At 49.3% G+C, this 18,021-nt stretch carries 13 protein-coding genes and 1 pseudogene; 6 read left to right on the forward strand and 8 right to left on the reverse strand.

All coding sequences use genetic code 11. The features are described 5' to 3' along the window. Nucleotides 1-30 precede the first annotated feature (30 nt). Nucleotides 31-1,071: an IS481-like element ISAs19 family transposase gene (locus I6L36_RS03480; RefSeq protein WP_216986963.1), complete on the forward strand. Its 1,041-nt coding sequence runs from the start codon at nucleotides 31-33 to the stop codon at nucleotides 1,069-1,071. Between the two features lie 36 nt (nucleotides 1,072-1,107). Here I6L36_RS03480 and I6L36_RS03485 read toward each other — a convergent pair. Next, nucleotides 1,108-2,153, reverse strand: a protein-coding gene (locus tag I6L36_RS03485) for an IS3-like element ISAs22 family transposase (RefSeq protein WP_216986964.1) whose coding sequence is annotated in 2 segments (ribosomal slippage) — nucleotides 1,108-1,901 and nucleotides 1,901-2,153 — 1,047 coding nt in all. Because the reading frame shifts where the segments join, the coding sequence is not laid out codon by codon here. A 409-nt stretch (nucleotides 2,154-2,562) separates the two neighbouring features. Here I6L36_RS03485 and cueP point away from each other — a divergent pair. Both cueP and I6L36_RS03495 read left to right on the forward strand, forming a co-directional pair. Then, the gene (cueP, locus tag I6L36_RS03490) at nucleotides 2,563-3,102 is read left to right on the forward strand and encodes a copper-binding periplasmic metallochaperone CueP (protein WP_161653393.1); all 540 of its coding nucleotides are present in this window, start codon (nucleotides 2,563-2,565) and stop codon (nucleotides 3,100-3,102) included. Nucleotides 3,103-3,433: 331 nt separating this feature from the next. Continuing rightward, nucleotides 3,434-4,342, forward strand: coding sequence for an HNH endonuclease signature motif containing protein (locus tag I6L36_RS03495; protein ID WP_216986965.1), 909 nt, complete (start codon nucleotides 3,434-3,436; stop codon nucleotides 4,340-4,342). A gap of 70 nt (nucleotides 4,343-4,412) precedes the next feature. On the opposite strand, the gene I6L36_RS03500 is transcribed toward I6L36_RS03495, so the two are convergent. From I6L36_RS03500 to I6L36_RS03525, 6 genes are all read right to left on the reverse strand, one after another. Continuing rightward, nucleotides 4,413-4,787 (reverse strand): hypothetical protein, encoded by a 375-nt coding sequence (locus I6L36_RS03500; RefSeq protein WP_161653395.1) that lies wholly within the window; start codon nucleotides 4,785-4,787, stop codon nucleotides 4,413-4,415. A gap of 39 nt (nucleotides 4,788-4,826) precedes the next feature. Further along, on the reverse strand, nucleotides 4,827-7,928 hold the full coding sequence (locus I6L36_RS03505; protein ID WP_161653396.1) for an efflux RND transporter permease subunit: 3,102 nt from the start codon (nucleotides 7,926-7,928) through the stop codon (nucleotides 4,827-4,829). An 11-nt stretch (nucleotides 7,929-7,939) separates the two neighbouring features. Further along, the gene (locus I6L36_RS03510; RefSeq protein WP_161653397.1) at nucleotides 7,940-9,019 is read right to left on the reverse strand and encodes an efflux RND transporter periplasmic adaptor subunit; all 1,080 of its coding nucleotides are present in this window, start codon (nucleotides 9,017-9,019) and stop codon (nucleotides 7,940-7,942) included. After that, nucleotides 9,016-9,543 (reverse strand): hypothetical protein, encoded by a 528-nt coding sequence (locus I6L36_RS03515; RefSeq protein WP_161653398.1) that lies wholly within the window; start codon nucleotides 9,541-9,543, stop codon nucleotides 9,016-9,018. Before I6L36_RS03515 ends, I6L36_RS03510 begins: the two co-directional genes overlap by 4 nt. Then, a complete protein-coding gene (locus tag I6L36_RS03520) occupies nucleotides 9,543-10,727 on the reverse strand; it encodes a TolC family protein (RefSeq protein WP_161653399.1) in 1,185 nt (394 codons plus the stop codon). Before I6L36_RS03520 ends, I6L36_RS03515 begins: the two co-directional genes overlap by 1 nt. 595 nt (nucleotides 10,728-11,322) lie before the next feature. Further along, a protein-coding gene (locus I6L36_RS03525) for an IS3-like element ISAs22 family transposase (protein WP_216987131.1) occupies nucleotides 11,323-12,401 on the reverse strand; the annotation gives its coding sequence in 2 pieces (ribosomal slippage) (nucleotides 11,323-12,161 and nucleotides 12,161-12,401; 1,080 coding nt in all). A 92-nt stretch (nucleotides 12,402-12,493) separates the two neighbouring features. Here I6L36_RS03525 and I6L36_RS03530 point away from each other — a divergent pair. The 3 genes and pseudogenes from I6L36_RS03530 (at nucleotide 12,494) to I6L36_RS03540 (ending at nucleotide 16,241) form a co-directional block, all read left to right on the forward strand. Beyond that, a complete protein-coding gene (locus I6L36_RS03530) occupies nucleotides 12,494-13,534 on the forward strand; it encodes an IS481-like element ISAs19 family transposase (protein WP_109113171.1) in 1,041 nt (346 codons plus the stop codon). An 894-nt stretch (nucleotides 13,535-14,428) separates the two neighbouring features. Beyond that, nucleotides 14,429-15,094 (forward strand): annotated as a pseudogene (locus tag I6L36_RS03535) (efflux RND transporter periplasmic adaptor subunit); the annotation flags it as partial. Nucleotides 15,095-15,209: 115 nt separating this feature from the next. Continuing rightward, nucleotides 15,210-16,241 (forward strand): IS630-like element ISAhy2 family transposase, encoded by a 1,032-nt coding sequence (locus tag I6L36_RS03540; protein WP_001809438.1) that lies wholly within the window; start codon nucleotides 15,210-15,212, stop codon nucleotides 16,239-16,241. Between the two features lie 186 nt (nucleotides 16,242-16,427). Here I6L36_RS03540 and I6L36_RS03545 read toward each other — a convergent pair whose 3' ends face one another. Further along, on the reverse strand, nucleotides 16,428-17,408 hold the full coding sequence (locus I6L36_RS03545; RefSeq protein ID WP_026141181.1) for an IS5-like element IS5 family transposase: 981 nt from the start codon (nucleotides 17,406-17,408) through the stop codon (nucleotides 16,428-16,430). Between the last annotated feature and the right edge of the window lie 613 nt (nucleotides 17,409-18,021).

Genomic DNA, 18,021 nt, shown 5'->3' on the forward strand with positions numbered 1-18,021 from the left:
TACCCCTACCGTGTTATCCGGAGTCACCGTATGACCACCAACGAGAAAGTAGCACGTCGCAAACTCAGCCTGCTAGAGCTCGCCAAAGAGCTCAATAACGTCAGCAAAGCCTGCAAGCTCATCGGCTACAGCCGTCAGCAGTTCTACGAGATTCGCCGTAACTACCAGACCTATGGCGCCGAGGGCTTGCTCGACAAACTCCCCGGCTGTAAAGGCGCTCATCCCAACCGGGTCGCTCCCGAGATTGAGCAAACCATCCTCGATTACTCTCTCACCAGACCAACCCATGGCCCGCTGCGGGTCGCGCAAGAACTGGCTCTGCAAGGCATCAACGTCAGTGCGGGCGGTGTGCGTGGCGTGTGGCAACGTCACGACTTGCTCTCCAAGCATGACCGCTTGTTGCGCCTCGAGAAAACACATAGGGAACAGACAATTGAGCTCAATGACGAGCAGATCCGCCTGCTCGAGCGCTTCAGCCCCGAGTTTCGCGAACGCCAAATTGAGGTTCACTACACCGGGGAACTGGTGGCGGTCGACACCTTCTTCGTCGGTGCACTCAAGGGGGTAGGCAAGGTGTATCTGCAAACCGTGCTGGACTGCTACAGCCGCCACGCCTGGGGACGGCTCTACACCAGCAAGCTGCCGGTGACCTCGGTTCATGTGCTCAATGAAACGGTATTGCCGTTCTTCGAAGCCCATGAGGCGCGGGTCTATACCATCCTGTCAGATAACGGGCGCGAGTTCTGTGGGCGCCCAGACCATCATCCCTACGAGCTGTTTCTGCAACTGGAGGGAATTGAACACCGGACAACCAAGGTACGCAGGCCGCAGAGCAACGGTTTTATCGAGCGACTGCATCGCACACTGCTGGATGAACACTTCCGTATCAAGGGGAGAACGACCTGGTATGAGTCGGTAGAACAGATGCAGACAGACCTGGATAGCTACCTGGAACACTACAACACCCAGCGGCCACATCAGGGCAGGATGATGGAGGGTCAGACCCCCTACAGCATGTTCAAGAAGGGTCTGAAATTGATACCGAAGGAAGTGCGCACTAAAGTAGCGTAAACAAGACACCGGTTTGAGGCCGGTGTCAGGTGATAACTAGATCTGTACAGGCCGCTCATGGTTATAAACCCACAGCCAGTTCGTGGCAAATTCCTGTAACTCATTCAGTGACTCAAAGAGGTAATGGCCCAACCAGTCGTAACGCACAGTGCGGTTAAATCGCTCTATGTAGGCATTCTGCTGCGGGTTGCCTGGCTGGATATACCTCAGCGCAATCCTCTTCTGCTGCGCCCATTGCTTGAGCTCTTCGCTGATGTATTCCGGACCATTATCACAGCGGATTGCGGCTGGTTTGCCCCGCCACTCGATGACCTGCTCCAGCACCCGTTTGACTCGCGAGGCAGGCAAGGAAAAATCCACCTCGATGCACAGTGCTTCGCGATTGAAGTCATCGATCACATTAAACAACCGCACCGAACGACCATCGCTGAGCTGGTCATGCATAAAGTCCATCGACCAACAGTGATTCGGTTGGTCAGGGACTGCCAACGGCTCCGGCTTGGCGCGTACTAGCCGCTTCTTGGGTTTTATCCGCAGATTGAGCTCTAGCGCCCGATAGATCCGGTAGACCCGCTTGTGGTTCCAGCCAAAGCCTTTGACGTTACGCAGGTACAGGAAGCACAGTCCGAAACCCCAGTTGCGCTGGTTGGCGGTGAGGCGCAGTAGCCAGTCGGCAATCTCCTGGTTTTCATCAGCCAGCACGGGCTGATAACGGTAGCAACCCTCGCTCACCTTGAACACCTGGCAAGCCAGACGGATAGAAATGGCGTAATGAGCCACAGCCTTGGTCGCCATCTCCCTGCGGGCAGATGGCGTCACCACTTTTTTGCCATCGCCTCGGAGATGATCTCAGCCTTTAGGCGCTCCTCGGCATACATCTTCTTAAGGCGACGATTTTCCTCTTCCAGCTCTTTGAGGCGCGCCATGAGAGAGGCATCCATGCCACCGAATTTGGAGCGCCACTTGTAGAAGGTGGCGGAGCTGATGCCATGCTCACGGCAGAGCTCAGGGACGGGTGAACCAGACTCGGCCTGCTTGAGGATGGCGATGATCTGTGCATCGCTAAAGTGTGATGTTTTCATGTAGAACCTCCTGCGTTCAAGATACGAGAAAATTCTACTTATGAGCACCTCAGTTTTTCGGGGGGATTACCCTTCCAAACTGTGTTGCGGGCAAGATTGGAAGGCACTGATGGACAGTCCGTCGAGCTGATGCATACGCCGTATCTTGAGCTCGATTTCCATGATTAACACCTCAACTATTCCGGTCCAAAAACCAGATAGTTGCACACACTCCGGGGTAGTCAGAATTAGATGCTCCTCCTCCCCTCCCGGAAAAAACTGGTCGTTTTTCACCCTATCATTAACAGTTAAATAATTGATAGGAATCACATATGAACAAGAAATGGTATTTTGATGCTTTCAAGATATTGACACTTACTTGAGAGACGGTCTAAATGAACGCCATTAATAACGCAATAAGGTGATAATAATGCGTCCAATTCTTATTATTCCAGTATTAAGTATACTTTTTAGCTCGGGGTCTCATGCAGATACATCTCAGGCTGATTTTCTTGCGCAAAATGGGTTGAAAGGTAAAAGTGTAGAACAGATGGTGGATACAATTGATCAAACACCACAATCCCGCCCACTGCCTTACAAAGCATCGGTAACCAGTAAGAGTCTTATTCTTACTGCTGATCAGAAAACCTATGAGTATCCACTGGGTGACAAATTTTATCTTTCATTTTCCCCCTGGCAAAGCCAAACTCACCCCTGTGAAAACCACAGTTTATCTGGTTGTACAGGCGAAATGCCAAATACGCAGTTTGATGTGAAAATAACCAATAGCGATGGTGCTGTTGTAGTGCAGCAACCAATGCAAAGCTATCAGAATGGCTTTATTGGCGTTTGGTTGCCGCGAGAAATGAAAGGTACTATTGAAGTTAGCTATAAAGGGAAACGCGCAACGGCCCCAGTTAATATTTTTACCGATAGCCCCACATGCATGACAACCCTGAAACTTATTTAATTATCAACTAGATAATATTCTTTACATATTTCTGACAATTTTGGTTAACCATGCTGTTAGTCGGATATTGACATGAAAATTGTAACAGGGTGAGATGTCTCACATGTATTGAGTGGTCTCACCCTATATGGCACATCTCTTTATTTTAGGAGTAGCTATTCATGTGCTTACCTAGCATGTAAAATGACACTTAATGTTTATAGCCTTACAAAACATACCATTTATTATGAAATTGGATAGATTGGAATAAATCTTCCGTAAATCATCAATTAAACGTTAAGATTAAAACGCTTGCTGTAATTTTTCCAATATTTATTTAAAGGACTTGGTGATGATAGAAAAAATATGCAGGGTCATTGACGGAGAGTACATCTGTGATATTGATATAAGTGTCGATGAATGGAAGGGGTTATTGAATAACCCCAAGGTATTTGATGAAAAAAGTATTGCTGCGTTAAAAAAATGGTTTATTGAACCAAATCATTCTTGCACTTGTTTCGATATCGGCAAGAAGTACGATTTGCACAGCATGAGCGCTAATGGCGTTATTAATGGGCTAGGTGGGCGAGTTCAAAAAGAACTCGGAAGGTTCGAGGTTAAAGGTGTCGGAAATATAGCGGCCGGAACAAAATTTATTACAGTCATGAAAAGTAAAGAAAGTGATGAAAAACCAAAGAGAAATTTATGGACAATTCGTGAAGAGCTAGTTCAAGCAATCAAAGAATTAGATTATTTTGGCATAAATAAATGCACAGAAAATATAGTTTACTCTGATGATGAGTTGATAAATTCTATTGAAGAAGATGAGTTATCTAGCAATAACAAGGTGTTTGAATATAGTGGAATAGCTAAACCTAAAAAAAGTCCGATTGAAATTAAAAATGGTCGTTCATATCCAAGAAGTACGGTTGTCTCCAGAAATGCACTAAGTAAAGCAGGTTACAGGTGTGAAGTCGACAATAATCATCCGACATTCAAGAGGCTAAACTCATCCTTAGATTATACAGAACCACACCACATTATCCCGATGTCGAAGCAAGATGATTTTGAGATTTCGCTTGATGTGGAGGAAAACATAATTTCTCTATGTTGTAACTGTCATAAGAAAATCCATCTCGGTCAAGGGTTTGAGGATATGCTAGAGAAAATATATGCTGAGCGAGAGGGTTTATTAAAAACTGTTGACATTGATATATCGATAGCGGATTTGATTCAATTTTACAAAAATGAAGGTAGGTGAGTTTCAAGCGGGCGTTAATTACATGGCCACGTATCCGCTTGTCTACACCTACCCTCTCTACATTTAGGTATTATTTCAGATCAAATCGAAATTGCTCCGTAGATTTTCCTGGTAGTGTCACCTTCGCTATTGCTTTAGCTCCTGAGGTCAGGTTGAGCTGTTCATTAGCCATGAATGAATTGTCGCCAGATGGTTGCAGTTGCAGCACTTTTTTGTTCTTTCCGGTAAGTAAAGTCAATTCACCGGTTGCACCTTTTGTAGCAATGGCTTCTCCATGATGGCTGGTCAGAAAAAGCATAACCATGTTGCCCTCAGTGGAAAATTCGGCCCGAGTACCCGAAGTGGCTTCAGACATCATGCCATTGTGCATAGGTTTCATTTCACCATCTGCCAACACAGCTGCAGAAGCCAAAGAAAGCAGAGTTGCTACAAGAATTTTTTTCATGATTTTTTCCTTTTGATGAAAAATACCCATACGGGTTGCTTAGAACATATCTTGGCTTGAGTCATCCAAAAGCCGTTTGAGGGGCTTTTCTCCGAACAGCCAGAACATCAGTGGCGTTAATAATGAATCCAGCAGTGTTGAGCTGACCAATCCTCCAAATATCACTACGGCTACTGGGTGTAAAATTTCCTTGCCTGGTGCATCTGCGGCAAATAACAATGGCGTGAGCGCAAGGGCGGCAGTCAATGCCGTCATGAGCACGGGGGTAAGCCGCTCCAGCGAACCTCGAATGATCATCGACTGGCTGAATGTTTCGCCCTCAAATTTACACAAATTGATGTAATGGCTGACCTTCAGTATGCCATTTCGAGTAGCGATACCTGTCAGAGTGATAAAACCAACAAGCGATGCTACTGAAAGAGTAATATCAGCCAGCCACATGGCAATTATGCTTCCAATTAAGGCCATAGGAATGTTACCCATGATCATCGTAGCCAGCGTGACGGACTTATATCGGCTGTAAAGAACCATAAAGATCAATGCTAACGATATTAAAGATAACCCAGCAATCAGTTTACTAGCTGCCTCCTGAGCCTGGAATTGTCCCTCTAAGCTAATAAAATAACCATCAGGCAGTTTGTTGGCTGCAATCACAGTGCGGATCTGAGCCACAATATTGGCCATGTCTGAACCATCAGTGTTAGCAGAGACGACGATCCGGCGACGACTATTTTCACGGCCAATTTGATTTGGCCCATCACTCTCTTCAATGGTAGCGATCTGACTTAGTGGAACGCTACCATGAGGGGTATTGATCAATACATTGCTCAATCCTTGCTGCGTCCGTGCGCTATCGGGTAGACGGATCACCAAGTTGAAACGTTTGTTGCTATCAATAATTTGAGTGATCGTATCTCCTTCAGTGAAAGTTTCGAGTATATTCAATAAGGTTCCAGGTGCAACCCCTAAACTGGCTGCTCGGTCGTAATCCAGACGGATTTTCAACTGAGGAATCAATACCTGCTTTTCCACCTGCAGATCTGTTAAACCAGGGATCTCGGATAATTGATCTTTCAAAAGAGCCGCTTGACCACGCAGTGTATCCAGATCATCCCCATAAACCTTGAGTGCGATCTGTGCCCTGACCCCTGACAATAAATGATCCAAGCGGTGCGAAATAGGTTGGCCAACCGTCGTTGTCGCAGGAAGAGGTGCAAGCCGATTACGAATATCAGCCATCACTTCTTCACGGCTGCGGTCCGATGGATTTAAATCAACATCGATTTCACTAGAATGCACCCCTTCAGCATGTTCATCCAATTCTGCGCGGCCAGTACGGCGGCCGACACTTTTTACTTCCGGAACCTGAGCTATCAGGCTCTCAGCCAAGCTTCCTACCCGATTGGCTTCCGTCAGTGAAGTTCCTGGATTTAGCAGTAAGCTGATGGTCAATGTGCCTTCATTGAACGCTGGCAAAAACGCTCTAGGAAGGAGAGGTACCGTTGCCAAACTAGCAACCAGCAAAATAGCGGCTCCCACCAGAGCAATCCGTGCATGGTTGAAAGATGCCTGGAGAATGCGTTTATCCCAATGCTTTAACCAGCGTACCAGTGTTGAATCGCCATGCTCAATCTGCTTCATCCGTGGCAGCAGGAAATAACACATCACTGGTGTGACGGTGAGAGCGACTGCAAGACTTGCCAGAATTGACGTGATATAGGCAACCCCCAACGGAGCAAAGAGCCGCCCTTCAATACCTGGCAATGCAAAGAGTGGCACGAATACCAATACCACCACTAGCGTCGCCACTACCACGCCTGATCGCACTTCATTGCAAGCAGTTGCGATCACTCGGATAGTATTTTTTATACCAACCGGTTTGTTCTCTTTGAGCCGTCTGAGAACGTTCTCGACATCGACCAATGCATCATCAACCAACTCACCGATGGCAATTGCCAAGCCCCCGAGCGTCATCACATTCACAGACAAACCAAGCGAGTTGAAGATGAGGAATGTAACAGCTAGAGATAGAGGGATAGCAGTAAGTGAGATGAATGTTGTTCGCATGTTCATCAGGAAAAGAAACAATATCACCGCAACCATGATGGCCCCATCTCGCAACGCTTCTTTGACGTTATCGATGGAGGCATCGATAAAATCAGCTTGGCGGAACGAAATTTGCGGGGTACTGATCCCAGCAGGCAAACTTTTGGTCAAGCTCTCCAAGGCTAGCTCAATTTCTGTACTGAGTTTCACTGAATCAGCATTTGGTTGTTTCTGTACGCTGACGATCACAGCAGGTTTGCTGCCAAAGCCCGCATCGCCTCGCTTAAAGGCCGGGGCGAACTTAACCTCAGCGACTTGCTTGAGCAAAATAGGCTGGCCATTAGCATCTTTCACGGCCAGATTTTGCATATCTTCCAGTCGTGTAGTGCGTCCCATGTTGCGGATCAGATATTCTCGTGCGTTCGCTTCTAGATAGCCACCGCTGGTATTACTCGAAAACCCTTGAAGTGCACCCTCAACATCGCTGTAACTGACGCCCAGTTGTGCCATTAACGTAGTATTAGGTTCAACCCTGAACTGTCGGACTTCACCTCCAATAGGAATGACTTGTGCAACCCCAGGAATTGAGAGCAAACGTGGACGCAACACGAAATCTACATATTCCCTGACAGCCATTGGGCTAGCCTTGTCGGGGTCAGCCGGAAAAGCAATTAGCATGATTTCGCCCATAACTGACGAAATCGGACCCATCACTGGGTTTACGCTCGGTGGTAAGCTTTCCTTGACTTCAACTAAGCGTTCAGCAACCAACTGCCGGTTCCGATAGATGTCTGACCCCCAGTCAAATTCGGCATAAATAATTGATAATCCAACTCCGGAAACGGAGCGGATCCGTGTCACACCCGGCATTCCATTGAGCGACGTTTCCAGAGGAAAGCTAACCAGTTGCTCTACCTCTTCTGGCGCCATTCCCCCGGCTTCGGTCATGATGGTGATTGTCGGTTTGTTAAGGTCGGGGAAAACATCGACAGGCATACGGCTAGCAACTAGCCCTCCCCAGACCATCAAGATCAGCGCTATTGCGCTAACAAACAGCCGGTTTTTTAGGCTGTGATTCACAATCCAGCTAAACATGCTTCACCTCTTTAGCGGATTTGATTGATCAGGGTCGCACCCTGAGTCACGACACGAGCCTTGGCTGGGATGCCAAGGACAAGTACGGATTCCCCATCAAGAGGGGAGACCTGCACAGGAATAGCGCGAAACAGTAGTGCGCTCTCATGCAACCAGACGGCCGATTCATTGGATGCATTTTTGACAACGCTTCTAGCTGGTACTTTCATTCCTTTCGTTTGTTCCTTGTGTTGTGCCACAATTTTGACCGACTGACCCAGTGCGAGCGACATGGTTACTTCAGGCTTGAAACGCATTGGCAAGGCCCCATCGCGCAAAGAGAGTGCGCCACCGAGATAACGTAATGGCTTGCCATTCAAGGTCGCGCTGTCAATGTCATTTACAATTGAGGCATCGTAGGAAAGTGCTTCGATTTGCATACCGTCATCGGCGACAATTTCGAAGAGCAAGGTTCCCGCATCAACCATCTGCCCGTTCACCACATTACTGGTGGCAACGACACCATTCACGGGAGCACGCAAAATCTCTCCTGCAGTGCCTGCATTCAAAGCAACCACTTTTGCTCTGGCTGCTTTGAGTTGAATCGCTGCGGCCTCAATATCCTTATGAGGCACACTGCCCGTCAAATCAGCTAAACGAGCCGACGTTTTCTCAGCCAAGCGGAGCTCACTATTTGCATCTGATAACTCCATTTGTTGCTGAGCCAGCTCGAAGGAGTTGGTTGCCGGGGACACAATTGCAAGGATTTGGCCCTTGTGAACAACGGATCCTAATTGAGGGAATCCAGAGGTCGGTGCTTGGATTTTCCCGGCACCACTTGACTGCACCCAACCTCCTTTATTGGGATCAATCACCACATGCCCACTGAGCTCCGAAGCTCTGGGATAAAATGCTTCCTCTGCAACCGTGGTCTGAATGGAAAGTCGATGTTGCGAAGATTTAGGTAGTAGCACCCGTCCGTCAGGTAAACGCTGCGGCTTGTCCGCCGACACAGCAACCTGGGGCACGTCACCATGATCTTCACCACCATGTGCCCATAGTGGAGTGACGACCATACATAAAAGAAGGGAGAGTAATTTGGTCGTTTTCATGCTTTAGCTCCGGAGGAACGACGACGGAATAAATAAACACCACCAACGAGCAAGAAAGTAGCGGCACCAATTGCCACTCCATACCATTTTTTGCTTTTAACAAAACTGTCATGGTCGGCAGGAGCTGAGGGTACGAGTAAGGTCGTTTCCAGTAAGTCAGACATGTCGCCTGCAATAATGGTAAAGCTTACAGAGTGCTGACCTTGCTGGGCCAAGGCGCTAGCTGATGCTGTATATTCACCAGGGAGGACCTGCTGGAATGTGAGTGATTGACCTGCATAGTCCATCTCGATTTGAGCACCATCAATGGGCTGGTTGTCTGTATACCGATCTAGATAAAGAGTGGCTTGGGTACCAGCCAATGACAAAACCAGTTCAAAGTCAGGAGAATGAGTTTCAGCAAAGGGTTGGCTTTGTACAGCGGGAGCCGCTGTTTTAGGGCCGTGGTCCTCATCGCCGTGAGCATAGACTTGGGTTGATATAGCGATCAGCAGCCAAGAGGTATATGCGATTCTATTTTTCATTAATAAACTCCAGCGGCCTGATTGCTGCGTGAAATGGCACGAGCGACTTCAAGTCTTGAACGTGTCAGCCAAGATTGAGATTGCCACTCTTCCTGTAGTGTTTTCAGATACATAGCAAGATCAAACTGGCCTTTTTGGTATCCCTTCTGAACCCATACGGATTTCTCTTTGGCGAGTTCCATTTGAATTGCGGCATTGTCGGCGTTATTTCGAGCCTGTTGTAGTTCAGTGGCCGCCATACGCTGCTGCATCATCACCGCTTTGCTTGTCTGTTCTTTATTAATAAGAGCTTCACTAAGCAATGTGTTGGTTGCTGCAATTTGAGCGCGATTCTGGGCTCCCGTTCCAAAAGGAATATTCATACCTACTTTAATAGTTCCGCTGTAGGACTCATCAAAGGCATCACGTTCAGAGGTATAAGAGAGCCCCAGTTCTGGCGTACCAAAAATTGAATTGCTTGTTTTTTTTACTTGAGCATTCATCGCCCCTGCTTCCTGAGATGCATTGACCAAAGCGGGGTGCTCAGCGTTGTTCTGTCGCAATTCTTCGGCTTGCTCTGGCAGTTCGGCACCTTGACTGATTAGCTGAAATGTTTGGAGAGCTTGCTCATAAGCGGAACGAGCCGAAGCCAACTCTCTACGAGCATCCAGTTCAGCAAGCTTTGCTTGATTCATCTCCAGTGGCGCGACTTCGCCTGCTTTGAGCTGTTTGGCTGTGTCGGCCGTTAATCGCTCAAGAAGCTTTAGTTTCTTGGTTGTACTGGCAACCTCCGCTTCGCTCAGACGAGCCGCCCACCACGCATCTCTCAGCTCGCCGGCAAGCTTCCATTTTTCGAATGCCTGTCGCCCCAAGAATGCACGCTGTTCCACAACGGCGGCATTGATGGAATTGTCCCGCTGCCCTGGAAGCCAAAGAGGAATATCAACACCAACCTCCCATTCACGGCGCCCGTTGTTGTCATTCAATTGATCGCTTGTATGTGAAACCCCGAATTTAGGGGGCTCAGGCGTCCAGGACTGGCTGAGTTCAATTTCGGCACGATGGCTATCAGCTTCTGAACGCCATTTGTTTTGTTGTGCAGACCATGCATGATCCAACACCTGCTGCAAAGAAGCCGCATTTGCACTGGCCAAAAAGAAATAAGCCAACGCCAACCCGACTTTCATTACGTTGAAAGTAGTCATAAATCTATCCTTGTCTGTAAATGAATAAAATTCATTCCAGCGCAATCAGGATAACAATACAGGCTCTGTAAATTGATAGACATCTCGAAACATGAGGCTTAAATGCATATTTCGATGTTCTATTTGGAGCTTAAATTGACTGCGCCAGAATCAGGCTCGGCGCATAGGAGGGCGTAGGGGGGGAGGAAAGTTCAGTGTGGACCATGGCTGATCCACGAACAACACGACGTCTACGCCCACGTGGGCATAAAATGAAGACATCGATGAATTCGTCAATGCATAACCACCAGTACCGCAATGATTGGTTGAAGTGTTGGCTACATTTTGGACGCAGTGATACTCAGACTTGTCTTGCGTAGAGCCAACCTGTGCCACTCCTTTTTCATGAAGTTCAGCGTGAGTCTCGTTATGAGGCACAAGCAGCCCTCCCGCAGTCACGTTCATGACTACGGCTAGCGCAAGCAGCACTCTAAGAAACTTCCTGAAAAAGGGCACGGATTCAACTCGGCAGTTGTACGATTTTTTATGTTACGACGAAGTGCTGCATAGTTGCAATGGTAATCCCCCCATTTTTTGGTGCACTCAAAAGTAGAGGTCATGCGGCCTGTGCCAAGCGCTGTTTCGGCGTGTAGCCGCCCAGCGCCATATTGGGCCGCTCATGGTTATAAACCCACAGCCAGTTCGTGGCAAATTCCTGTAACTCATTCAGTGACTCAAACAGGTAATGGCCCAACCAGTCGTAACGCACAGTGCGGTTAAATCGCTCTATGTAGGCATTCTGCTGCGGGTTGCCTGGCTGGATATACCTCAGCGCAATCCTCTTCTGCTGCGCCCATTGCTTGAGCTCTTCGCTGATGTATTCCGGACCATTATCACAGCGGATTGCGGCTGGTTTGCCCCGCCACTCGATGACCTGCTCCAGCACCCGTTTGACTCGCGAGGCAGGCAAGGAAAAATCCACCTCGATGCACAGTGCTTCGCTATTGAAGTCATCGATCACATTAAACAACCGCACCGAACGACCATCGCTGAGCTGGTCATGCATAAAGTCCATCGACCAACAGTGATTCGGTTGGTCAGGGACTGCCAACGGCTCCGGCTTGGCGCGTACTAGCCGCTTCTTGGGTTTTATCCGCAGATTGAGCTCTAGCGCCCGATAGATCCGGTAGACCCGCTTGTGGTTCCAGCCAAAGCCTTTGACGTTACGCAGGTACAGGAAGCACAGTCCGAAACCCCAGTTGCGCTGGTTGGCGGTGAGGCGCAGTAGCCAGTCGGCAATCTCCTGGTTTTCATCAGCCAGCACGGGCTGATAACGGTAGCAACCCTCGCTCACCTTGAACACCTGGCAAGCCAGACGGATAGAAATGGCGTAATGAGCCACAGCCTTGGTCGCCATCTCCCTGCGGGCAGATGGCGTCACCACTTTTTTGCCATCGCCTCGGAGATGATCTCAGCCTTTAGGCGCTCCTCGGCATACATCTTCTTAAGGCGACGATTTTCCTCTTCCAGCTCTTTGAGGCGCGCCATGAGAGAGGCATCCATGCCACCGAATTTGGAGCGCCACTTGTAGAAGGTGGCGGAGCTGATGCCATGCTCACGGCAGAGCTCAGGGACGGGTGAACCAGACTCGGCCTGCTTGAGGATGGCGATGATCTGTGTGTATGGAGATGGTATTCACCTGACAGTTGCCCACAAAAGGGAGTGGTCATACGGCTTCAAACCGGATAACAAAACGGTACCCCTACCGTGTTATCCGGAGTCACCGTATGACCACCAACGAGAAAGTAGCACGTCGCAAACTCAGCCTGCTAGAGCTCGCCAAAGAGCTCAATAATGTCAGCAAAGCCTGCAAGCTCATCGGCTACAGCCGTCAGCAGTTCTACGAAATTCGCCGTAACTACCAGACCTATGGCGCCGAGGGATTGCTCGACAAATTGCCCGGGTGTAAAGGGGCTCATCCCAATCGGGTCGCTCCTGAGATTGAACAGGCCATCCTCGATTACTCCCTCACCAGACCAACTCATGGCCCGCTGCGGGTCGCCCAAGAACTGGCTCTGCAAGGCATCAATGTCAGTGCGGGTGGTGTGCGTGGCGTGTGGCAACGTCACGACTTGCTCTCCAAACACGACCGCTTGTTGCGCCTCGAGAAAACCCACCGGGAGCAGACCATTGAGCTCAATGACGAGCAGATCCGCCTGTTAGAACGCTTCAGCCCCGAGTTTCGCGAACGCCAGATTGAGGTCCACTACACCGGAGAACTGGTGGCGGTTGACACCTTCTTCGTCGGCGCGCTCAAGGGGGTTGGCAAGGTGTATCTGCAAACCGTGCTGGACTGCTACAGTCGCCATGCCTGGGGACGGCTCTACACCAGCAAGCTGCCGGTGACCTCGGTTCATGTGCTCAATGAAACGGTACTGCCGTTCTTCGAAGCCCATGAGGCTCGGGTCTATACCATCCTGTCAGATAACGGGCGCGAGTTCTGTGGGCGCCCAGACCATCATCCCTACGAGCTGTTTCTGCAACTGGAGAGAATTGAACACCGGACAACCAAGGTACGCAGGCCGCAGAGCAACGGTTTTATCGAGCGACTGCATCGCACACTGCTGGATGAACACTTCCGTATCAAGGGGAGAACGACCTGGTATGAGTCGGTAGAACAGATGCAGACAGACCTGGATAGCTACCTGGAACACTACAACACCCAGCGGCCACATCAGGGCAGGATGATGGAGGGTCAGACCCCCTACAGCATGTTCAAGAAGGGTCTGAAATTGATACCGAAGGAAGTGCGCACTAAAGTAGCGTAAACAAGACACCGGTTTGAGGCCGGTGTCAGGTGATAACTAGATCTGTACAATCTGTGCATCGCTAAAGCGTGATGTTTTCATGTAGAACCTCCTGCATTCAAGATACGAGAAAATTCTACTTATGAGCACCTCAGTTTTTCGGGGGGATTACCCCTCCTGCGTTCAAGATACGAGAAAATTCTACTTATGAGCACCTCAGTTTTTCGGGGGGATTACCAATGTTGGGAGTGTATCCGAACTCATTTCAAGTGTACGTACTCATCGCTCGGTTGAACAAACCCATAGACCAGCTTGCACACAAGTTTATGTTTTTACATATATTCAACTATCATTGCTTTCAAATATTTCCCTTTAAAATCCCTTGACCTTGCCGCAGTGGTAAGGTTTATTTTTACAGCCTGTAATGTGGACAAAGTAATGCTAAATAAGCGATTGCCTACGAGATTGATAGCTCAGCTAACGCTGGTGCTGTTGCTCGTCTGCAATCTGACATTCTGCGTTTCAGTCTTCACCGCTATGTTCGAAACTCCTGCTGTTATGTCCTCCTGCCACAATCAAGGGGACGAGATGTCGGATGGAAGTGGTAGTGATTGCTCCCTTTCGACTGGACTCGCCGGTTCCTTAGCTCAGTTGGCTGCAGGCCTACCTTGGTTGTTGTCTCCCCTGTTGTTTTGCTTAAGCCTCTTTGCACCGATCCTATGGGGCGGTGCTATTTTTCGTTGGTGTTTCCGTCGCGAAAGAGGCTCACCTCCTCCATCTTGGCCAAGGCTTCACTTGGAGTTATGCGTTCTGCGTAATTGATTTCTCTTTTGCCCCGATAACTGCCAGTTCCGTACTGGCACATCTTCGTTTTCGTGCAAGAGAGTTATTATGTCATCTCACAAGCTTCACCCCTTGAAGGGTATTTTACTGGTCGCAGCTTTGGCTAGTAGCGCAGGTATTGGCTACTGGTTGGCCAGCGGTCGAGTTTCCGCCCCAGTCGAAAAACAACCCCTCTATTGGGTCAATCCCATGGACCCCTCTGACAAACGGCCTGGCCCTGCCAAAGACAACATGGGGATGGATTTCATCCCGGTCTATGAGGAGAGCCAGGCAGGATCACCAGGTACCGTCACCATCAGCCCTGAAATCCAGCAGAACATGGGGGTTCGTCTAACCGAAATCACCCAGGCTCCCTGGCAACAGAGTATCGAGACGGTAGGCTACGTGGGTTACGACGAAGAACGTCTCGAAACTGTCACTTCGCGCATGAGCGGTTGGATTCGCCGCTTACATGTCAAGAGCGAGGGAGAGGCGATCAGCGCCGGAGAACCCCTCTATGACCTTTACTCTCCTGACTTGGTTAATGCTCAAAAGGAGTTCCTGTTAGCGCTTAGCAGCGACAGCCAATCCATCATCCGTGCTGGCGAAAACAAGTTGCTCGCCCTTGATGTACCCCAATCCCAGATCGATCAGATCCGCCGTAGCCGCAAGGTGCAAGAGACTATCCGCATCCATTCTCCACGCAGCGGCTACCTCTACGACCTCAAGGTGCGTGAGGGGCAATACATAGACCCGGCTAACCCGCTAAATAGCTGTTCCGAATAGTAGATCACCGGAGGAAGGGAACTCAGTCCAGTTTGTGCGATCTGATTAGTCGCTAAACAAAACAAGCCACACCCAAAGGACTGAGTTGATGCCTATCCTACCACCTCTGCCACGACCACAACGGCGCCGCATTCACAAAATCATCCATGCCACCCGTGATAAAGGACATGCTCGTCGCTTGATGGCCATCTTGCTGTTACATGAAGGACGCACGATCACCGATGTTCATCACCTTACCGGCGCTGCGCGCTCGACCATCGGTCGTTGGCTTCGGTGGTATCGAGATGAAGGCATAGATGCGCTAGAAGCCTTACCGGCTGGCCGTGCCCCAGTCTTACCTATCGCCAAGATTGTCACCCTACTGGTGCTGCTCATGCAGTTTTCTCCGCAAGATTTTGGTTATCAGCGCAGCCGTTGGTGTACTGAACTATTGGCTATAAAAATCAATCGGTTAACAGGGCTCAATGTGGCAGCCTCCACGCTCCGCCGATGGTTACCTCGTATGGGCATTGTCTGGCGCAGGCCCGTGCCGACCTTGCGGATAAAAGACCCAGCCTATCAGGAAAAAATGGCGAATATCGACGCCGCGCTGGCCCGCTGTGATGCCGATAATCCGGTGTTTTATGAGGATGAAGTCGATATAGACCTCAATCCCAAATTAGGAGCCGACTGGATGTTCAGAGCGCAGCAAAAGCGGGTTGTCACACCGGGGCAGAATGCCAAGCATTATCTGGCAGGCGTTCTCCACGCAGGCAACGGAAGGGTACTTTACGTCAGCGGGATCAAGAAAAACTCATCGCTGTTTATTGCCATGCTGGAAAAGCTGCGCCACCACTACCGACGAGCCAAAACCATCACGTTGATCCTCGATAACTACATCATTCACAAAAGCAAACAGACCGAGCGATGGTTGAAGAAGAATCCCAAGTTCTGCCTGGTGTTCCAGCCAGTTTACAGCCCTTGGGTTAATCACATAGAACGGCTATGGCACAAGTTACATGAAACCATCACGCGCAATCATCAATGCAGAGGGATGGCAAACCTGCTGGCCCGAGTGAAACACTTCATGGATACCGTGTCTCCTTTCCCGGGGAATGGCTATGGCACAGCGAAGGTGTAGCACTATTGGGATCAGTTATTTAGTCACTATCGCCTCCTTAGGGAAGGTGCGAATAAGCGGGGAAATTCTTCTCGGCTGACTCAGTCATTTCATTTTTTCAGTTTGAGCCGATCTTTTCTCCCGTAAATGCCTTGAATCAGCCTATTTAGACCGTTTCTTCGCCATTTAAGGCGTTATTCCCAGTTTTTAGTGAGATCTCTCCCACTGACGTATCATTTGGTCCGCCCGAAACAGGTTGGCCAGCGTGAATAACATCGCCAGTTGGTTATCGTTTTTCAGCAACCCCTTGTATCTGGCTTTCACGAAGCCGAACTGTCGCTTGATGATGCGAAATGGGTGCTCCACCTTGGCCCGGATGCTGGCTTTCATGTATTCGATGTTGATGGCCGTTTTGTTCTTGCGTGGATGCTGTTTCAAGGTTCTTACCTTGCCGGGGCGCTCGGCGATCAGCCAGTCCACATCCACCTCGGCCAGCTCCTCGCGCTGTGGCGCCCCTTGGTAGCCGGCATCGGCTGAGACAAATTGCTCCTCTCCATGCAGCAGATTACCCAGCTGATTGAGGTCATGCTCGTTGGCCGCGGTGGTGACTAGGCTGTGGGTCAGGCCACTCTTGGCATCGACACCAATGTGGGCCTTCATGCCAAAGTGCCACTGATTGCCTTTCTTGGTCTGATGCATCTGCGGATCGCGTTGCTGCTCTTTGTTCTTGGTCGAGCTGGGTGCCTCAATGATGGTGGCATCGACCAAGGTGCCTTGAGTCATCATGACGCCTGCTTCGGCCAGCCAGCGATTGATGGTCTTGAACAATTGGCGGGCCAGTTGATGCTGCTCCAGCAGGTGGCGGAAATTCATGATGGTGGTGCGGTCCGGCAAGGCGCTATCCAGGGATAACCGGGCAAACAGACGGATGGAGGCGATTTCGTACAGAGCATCTTCCATCGCGCCATCGCTCAGGTTGTACCAATGCTGCATGCAGTGAATGCGTAGCATGGTTTCCAGCGGATAAGGTCGCCGGCCATTACCAGCCTTGGGATAAAACGGCTCGATGACTTCCACCATGTTTTGCCATGGCAGAATCTGCTCCATGCGGGACAAGAAAATCTCTTTTCTGGTCTGACGGCGCTTACTGCTGAATTCACTGTCGGCGAAGGTGAGCTGATGACTCATGATGAACCCTTTTTCATGGCTCCAGATGACAAACATGATCTCATATCAGGGACTTGTTCGCACCTTCCCTAAACATATGTAAAGCATTATCAAAAATAGTTTTATATCCATCGGCGCCCCCAAAATAACGACAGTTAGTTTGATTCTGTGTTATCTGGCCTGAAGCAGTATAACCACACCCTTTTGTGGGCAACTGTCAGGTGAATACCATCTCCATACAGTCTGAGCAATTTAACCGACAGGACTTCATCCGTTTTTGCCGTAATAGTGCCAAGCCAGACCTGTCCAGCTGTTTCATATTTGAAACACCACATGCAGAAGTTCGTATACATAAACTGCAGAAGTTCATTTTATTGTTATATTTAAATCACTTACTGAATAATTCAAACAACCTCACTCGAGCCTGAAATGCTCCCTATGTAGAAAGCACCAACCAGCAGACCATAAACAAGCCGCACTCGCTCATCCCTGCCTAGGGAAAGTGCGAACAAGTATCCCACGAACAAAAAATGAAAATTTTAGTCATTTAATATCAATGGGTTACCAGTAAATGCTCTCGTGCCATATGACTTATTCGCACCTTCCCTAACACGAGCCATAATTGTTATTGAAA

The sequence above is a fragment of the Aeromonas sp. FDAARGOS 1406 genome (genome assembly GCF_019048565.1).
GTDB classification, from domain to species: Bacteria; Pseudomonadota; Gammaproteobacteria; order Enterobacterales; family Aeromonadaceae; genus Aeromonas; species Aeromonas caviae.